6 protein-coding genes and 1 pseudogene are annotated in these 6,150 nt (G+C 72.8%); 4 read left to right on the top strand and 3 right to left on the bottom strand.

The window, feature by feature from the left end; translation table 11 throughout:
- A pseudogene (locus tag AB0O67_RS36050) lies at positions 1 to 301 on the top strand (hypothetical protein); the annotation flags it as partial.
- 66 nt (positions 302 to 367) lie between these two features.
- Here AB0O67_RS36050 and AB0O67_RS36045 read toward each other — a convergent pair.
- The 3 genes from AB0O67_RS36045 to AB0O67_RS36035 form a co-directional block, all read right to left on the bottom strand.
- Positions 368 to 931, bottom strand: a complete 564-nt coding sequence (locus tag AB0O67_RS36045) for a hemerythrin domain-containing protein (protein ID WP_365459920.1) — start codon at positions 929 to 931, stop codon at positions 368 to 370.
- Positions 932 to 1,028: 97 nt separating this feature from the next.
- Positions 1,029 to 1,739 carry a response regulator gene (locus AB0O67_RS36040; RefSeq protein ID WP_365459917.1) on the bottom strand — a complete coding sequence of 237 codons (711 nt, stop codon included), beginning with the start codon at positions 1,737 to 1,739 and terminating at the stop codon, positions 1,029 to 1,031.
- On the bottom strand, positions 1,736 to 3,466 hold the full coding sequence (locus AB0O67_RS36035) for an ATP-binding protein (RefSeq protein ID WP_365459914.1): 1,731 nt from the start codon (positions 3,464 to 3,466) through the stop codon (positions 1,736 to 1,738). Before AB0O67_RS36035 ends, AB0O67_RS36040 begins: the two co-directional genes overlap by 4 nt.
- A gap of 269 nt (positions 3,467 to 3,735) precedes the next feature.
- Between AB0O67_RS36035 and AB0O67_RS36030 the strand changes: the two genes are divergently transcribed.
- From AB0O67_RS36030 to AB0O67_RS36020, 3 genes are all read left to right on the top strand, one after another.
- Positions 3,736 to 4,719 (top strand): tripartite tricarboxylate transporter substrate binding protein, encoded by a 984-nt coding sequence (locus tag AB0O67_RS36030; protein WP_365459912.1) that lies wholly within the window; start codon positions 3,736 to 3,738, stop codon positions 4,717 to 4,719.
- Positions 4,716 to 5,255, top strand: coding sequence for a tripartite tricarboxylate transporter TctB family protein (locus tag AB0O67_RS36025; protein ID WP_365459909.1), 540 nt, complete (start codon positions 4,716 to 4,718; stop codon positions 5,253 to 5,255). The genes AB0O67_RS36030 and AB0O67_RS36025 overlap by 4 nt, the downstream gene beginning before the upstream one ends.
- Position 5,256: 1 nt before the next feature.
- The coding region (locus AB0O67_RS36020; RefSeq protein WP_365459906.1) for a tripartite tricarboxylate transporter permease at positions 5,257 to 6,150 on the top strand (894 nt) is incomplete at its 3' end.

Here is a 6,150-nt window from a genome sequence, read left to right as displayed (position 1 = left end):
CCAAGGGGGAGAGGACCCCGACACCTACGCCTGGCGCACCTGGGTGGACGAGGTGGTGGCGAGCTGGGCCGCTTGTCTGCTCACCGACCCCGGACTGGCCCGCCGCGCGGTGACCGCGCTGGCCGACGGCGGTCGCATCACGGGTGAGCCGGCGGAGTTCCGCCGCCTGGTCGCGCCCGACGCGCACGACCGGCAGGCGGCGGCACTGCTGCGCCACCCCGACCTCCTGGCCCCGGTCGCCGAGCTGTACCAGGAGCCGCTGCTGGACCGGTTGGGGCCGGGGCGGGCGCTGATCGCCTGAGGCCGCCGCCGGCCGGTGACGGTCGGCCGTACGGTCTCGGGGATTTCCTCATCGGGCTGGGTCGGTTCACGCCTTCTTCCCACGGCCCGAGAGCGCGTCGCGCACCCGGTCCACCAGCCCCGCGCCCGGCGCCAGCAGTTTGTTCAGCGGCGGCGTGTCCGGGGCGGACGGGTGCGGACGGGTAGGTGCCACCTTCTTCGCCTGGCGGACCTTGTCCCCCAGCTCGTCGAGGGCCTGCGGGGGACAGGCGGCGCGCAGCGCGGGGAAGAGGGTCCCCTCCTCCTCGGCCAGGTGCGCACGGACCTCGGTCATCAACATGCCGATGAGGCGGTCGAACTCGGGGTCGCCGGCGTCGCATCCCTCCAGGTCCTTCATGATCTGCTCGGCCTTGGAGTGGTCCTCGATCTCCTCGTCGGCCATGGCGTCGCCGTTCGGCACGTGCCGGCGTACCGCCGGGTAGAGATAGGCCTCCTCGGCCACCGAGTGCCGGACCAGCTCCATCGTGACCTGGTCGGCGTACAGCTTGCGGTCCTTGTCCCCGGGCGCGAGCGCCTCGATACGACCGAAGAGCTCCTCGACCTCACGGTGATCGGTCACCAACTCGTCGATGACGTTTCCACCATGTCCCATGATCCTTGCCTCCCGCGTGAGCACGGCGGCTCCGGATGAGCTGCGCCACCGCGTACGAGTGCCCCGCCCCGCAGGACCGACACGGCACCGTCGCGCCTCACACGCGCCAGCTGTACCGCCGCTCGGGCCGCCCCGCCACGCCGTACCGCAGGGACACGTCGGCGCTGCCGGTGGTGTGGAAGTGCTCCAGGTAGCGGCGGGCACTGACGCGGGAGACGCCGGTCAGGGTGGCGCACTCGGTGGCGGAGAGAGTGCCGTCGGCGGTGCGCAGGGCGCGCTCGACCAGTTCGGCGGTCTCCACGCTCATTCCCTTGGGGAGCCCACCGGCGGCGGGCACGGGCACCGCTTTGGCCAGGACCCGGTCCACGTCCGCCTGGCCACGCACGACGGTGGTCAGCAGCCGTCCGCGCTGGGCGACGTACCGCTCCAGGCGGGCCCGCAGGTCCTCGAACTCGAAGGGCTTGAGCAGGTAGTCGACGACGCCGTGGCGTACGGCGCCGCGCACGGTGCCGGTCTCGCGGGCGGCGCTGATCACCATGACGTCGCAGTCGTGCCCGGCGGTGCGCAGCCGCGGGATGACGTCCAGGCCGAAGACGTCCGGCAGATACAGGTCGAGCAGGACCAGGTCGGGGCGCAGTTCGTCGACGGCGTCAACGGCCTCCCGGCCGCTGCTGGCGACGCCGACCACGCGGAACGGGCTGACCCGTTCGACGAAGGCGCGGTGCACCCTGGCCACCATGAAGTCGTCGTCGACCACGAGGACGTCGATCGGCTCCCGCGGACCGGGCGTTCCCTGTCTGCCGGTCATCGGTCCGCTCCTTCCGCCACCGCGTCGGTGAGGTGGTTGAGGGTCATGCGCGCGGTGAACAGTGCGCCGTCGGGGGTGTTGCGCACGGAGATCTCCCCGCCGTGCCGTTCGCAGACCAGCCGGGTCAGCGCCAGGCCGATTCCGCGCTCGCCGTTGCGGGCGGCCTTGGTGGTGAAGCCGTGCGAGAACACCTCCCGGGCCAGGTCGGGGGCCACACCGGGCCCCGAGTCCCGGACGGCGATCTCGACACTGGCCGCGTCCTGCCGCAACCCGACCTCGACCCAGGCCCCATGGCTGCGGCCCGACCGGCCACGGCCCTCGTCCTGCCCGCCGGACCGGCCGCCGCTCACCGCCCCCGCCCCGGCCCCGGCGGTCGCGGCCGCCCCACCCGCCGCCGCGGCGTCCACCGCGTTGTCCACCAGGTTGCCCACCACGGTCGCGACGTCCGCCGCGTCCTGCGGTGCCAGGCGGTCGAGCGCCGTGTCGTCGGAGATGCGCAGACGGACCTTGCGTTCGGCGGCCTGTGAGGACTTGGCCATCAGAAGGGCCGCCACGGCGGTGTCGCGGACACGGCGGCTCAGGGTGACGTCCAGGGACTGGCGGCGCTGGTTGAGGGCGCGGATGTAGCGGACCACCTCCTCCTGTTCGCCGATCTGGATCAGCCCGGAGATGGTGTGGAGCTGGTTGGCGAACTCGTGCGCCTGGGCGCGCAGCAGCTCCGAGGAGCTGCGGAAGGAGCCGATCTCCCGTTCCAGCCGGGCCAGTTCCGTACGGTCGCGCAGCGTGGTGACCGATCCGAGCGGCCGCCCGTCCTTGCGGACCGCCATCCGGTTCATGACCAGGACCCGGCCGTGCCGGACGACGACCTGGTCGCGTTCGTCGGCCGCGCCGTCCCGGTCCCCGGCCAGCACGTCCCGCAGCCGCCCCTCGACACCGAGGTCCGCCAGGCTCCGCCCCACGCAGTCCCCGGGCAGGTCGAGCAGCCGCCGCCCCACCTCGTTCACCAGCGTGAGCCGGTGCTGCGGATCCAGGGCGACCACGCCCTCGGCGATCCCGTAGAGCATCGCCTCCCGGTGCTCGGCGAGCCCCGCGATCTCCCGTGGCTCCAGTCCGAGCGTCTGCCGTTTGACCCGCCGGGCCAGCAGCAGCGAGCCGGCCAGCCCCAGCGCGCTCGCGACGCCCAGGTAGGCGAGGAGGTACGAGGACGCGCCACTGAGCCGCTGCCAGACGGTGGGGGAGGCCTCGCCGACCATCACCGTGCCCAGATGCCGCCCGAGGTTCTCCCGCGCCGCCCCCAGCACCGGCACCTGGGCCACCCGCTCGCGCCCGCCGTCCAGCGTCAGTTCGCCCGACCAGCCGCGCCCTCGGGTGGCACCGTCGCCGAGCGGCAGCGGCCCACCGATCGCCGTCGGGTCCGTGGAACTGACGATCCGCCCGTCCGCGTCCGCGATTGTCACCGAGGTCACCCCGGACTGCGACTGCGTGGAGCTCACCAGCGGCGCCAGTGCCTCGCGCGGCAGCGGAACCACCAGTTGGCTGCGCACCAGGGGGTTCGCCGCGAGCTGTTCGGCCAGCGCGGCCACCCGGCGGCCCTCCACCCGGTCGAAGGTCGCCTCCGACTGCGCCAGCGAGACCCCGGCGACCGCCACCAGCACCACCACCACGATGGCGAGCTGGAGCACCAGCATCTCGCCGGCGAGGGTCTGACGACGAAAGGTGGCGACCACGGCGTACTCGATCTCTCGGTGGTGAGGCTGCAGGGGCTGGGTCGCCCCATCATGGCCTCCACCTGCGCCGGAGGAAAGAGACCGGTCGCCGCAGGGTCGGCGGCCGCGGACCGGCGCCGCCGCAACCGCCGCTGACACAAAGACCAGAACCTCCGTTGGTTCCGCAAGCGGGACAGCCCGGCGAGGCGGGGGGCAACATATGGCCCACCTCACCCTCCCCCCACAGGGCCTTCCCCAACCCCATCGACAGACCGACAGGTGGTGGCATCGTGCGCTCGCGCACCCCCCTCGCCCTGCTCGGGGCCGCCGTGCTCGTCCTCATCGGACCCCCGCTGCTGACCACGGGCAGCGGCACCGGGACCGGCACACAGATCCCGGGCCTGCGCTTCATGGTCCCCAACACACCGGGCGGCGGCTACGACATCACCGCGCGCACGGCCGCGAAGAACGCCGAGGACGCCGGACTCACCCCCGGCATCGAGGTGTTCAACCTGCCCGGCGCCGGCGGCACTGTCGGCCTCACCCGCCTGGTGGGCGAGCACGGCAACGGCAAGCTCGCGATGTCGATGGGGCTCGGCGTCGTCGGGGCCGTCCGCTCCAACGACGCGCCCAGAACCCTCGCCGACACCACCCCGATCGCCCGCCTCACCGAGGAGCAGGACGTCGTGGTGGTCGCCAAGGACTCGCCCTACCGGACGATCGACGAGCTCATCGACGCCTGGAAGGCCGACCCCGGCGAACTCCCCGTCGGCGGCGGCTCCTCACCGGGTGGCCCCGACCACCTCGCGCCCATGCTGATGGCGCGCGCCGCCGGGATCTCCCCGAAGCAGGTCAACTACATCCCGTTCGACGGCGGCGGCGAACTCCTCGCCTCCATCCTCGGCAACAAGGTCGCCTTCGGTGTCTCCGGCGTCGGCGAGTACCTCGACCAGATCAAGGCCGGTGAGCTGCGCCTCCTCGCGGTCACCGGACCCCAGCGGGTCGACGGCCTGGACGCGCCCACCCTCCAGGAGGCGGGTTACGACGTGAACTTCACCAACTGGCGCGGCATCGTCGCCCCTCCCGGCCTCTCCGACGCCGAGCGCGGCAAACTCGTCCGCCTCGTCGAGGAACTCCACGACTCGCCCGAGTGGCAGGAGTCCATGAAAAAGAACGGCTGGGACGACGCCTTCCTGTCCGGCGAGAGGTTCGGGGACTTCCTGGACGCCCAGGACCAGCGGGTGGTCTCGGTACTGAAGGAGCTGGGACTGTGACGACCCCGACCGCCGACATCCCTCCGGCGCCCACCCCGGCCCGCCGCTCCTGGCTGCGCGACCACTCCGAACTCGGCGTCTGCGTCCTGCTGCTGGCCCTCGGCGCCCTGGTGCTCACCGACGCGCTCACCATGGACGTCGACATCGCCCAGCGCGGACCGGTCGGCCCGCGGACGGTGCCCCTGGCCGTCGGCGCCGGGCTGCTGCTCATCGCCGTCCTGCTCGCCGTCGACGTGCTGCGGGGCGGCCGCGGCCAGGCCGAGACGGGCGAGGACGTCGACCTGTCCGAGCCCGCCGACTGGCGTACGGTCCTGCTGCTCACCGGAGTCTTCCTCGGCGCGGCCGTCCTCATCGAACCGCTCGGCTTCCCCGTCGCGGGCGCCCTGCTGTTCTGGGGCGCCGCCTTCGCCCTCGGCAGCCGCCGCCCCGACCGCGACCCGCTCATCGCGGCCGTGCTGTCCCTCGTCACCTACGCCGTGTTCAACAACCTGCTCGGCGTGCCGCTGCCCGGCGGCCCCCTGATGGGAGTGCTGTGAGATGAACGCCCTCAACTCCCTGCTGGACGGTTTCGGCACGGCGCTGACCCCGCTCAACCTGCTGTGGGCCGCCCTCGGCGTGCTGCTCGGCACCGCGATCGGCGTCCTGCCCGGCATCGGCCCGGCCATGGCGGTCGCGCTGCTCCTGCCGGTGACGTACGGACTCGACCCCGTCGGCGCGTTCATCATGTTCGCGGGCATCTACTACGGCGCCATGTTCGGCGGTTCGACGACCTCGATCCTGCTCAACACCCCCGGTGAGAGCGCCGCAGTGGTCGCCGCGATGGAAGGCAACCCGATGGCCAGGTCGGGGCGAGGCGCGCAGGCGCTGGCCGCCGCCGCCATCGGCCATTTCGCCGGCGGCATGGTCGGCACGATCCTCCTGGTCGCCCTGGCCCCGACGGTGGCCCGGCTCGCCGTCGACATCGGCGCGCCCGACTACTTCGCCATCATGGTGCTCGCCTTCATCGCGGTGACGTCCGTCCTCGGCTCGTCCCGGATCCGCGGTCTGGCGTCCCTGTTCATCGGACTGACGCTGGGCCTGGTCGGCCTGGACCAGATGACCGGCCAGCAGAGACTCACCTTCGGCTCGCTCCAGCTCGCCGACGGCATCGACGTGGTGATCGTCGCCGTCGGCCTGTTCGCGATCGGCGAGGCCCTGTGGGTCGCCGCCCATCTGCGGCGCCGGCCGGGCGAGCCGATCCCGGTGGGCCGCCCCTGGCTCGGCCGCGACGATGTGCGGCGCACCTGGAAGTCGTGGCTGCGCGGCCCGTTCATCGGCTTCCCCTTCGGCGCGATCCCGGCGGGCGGCGCCGAGATCCCCACCTTCCTCTCCTACGTCACCGAGAAGCGCCTCTCCCGGCACAAGGACGAGTGGGGCAAGGGCGCCATCGAG

Origin of the sequence: Streptomyces sp. NPDC086077 (assembly GCF_040686175.1) — a bacterium.
Classification (GTDB): Bacteria; Actinomycetota; Actinomycetes; order Streptomycetales; family Streptomycetaceae; genus Streptomyces.
The sequence above is the reverse complement of the archived record's forward strand: the minus strand, read 5'-3'. Positions and strand labels throughout refer to the sequence as shown.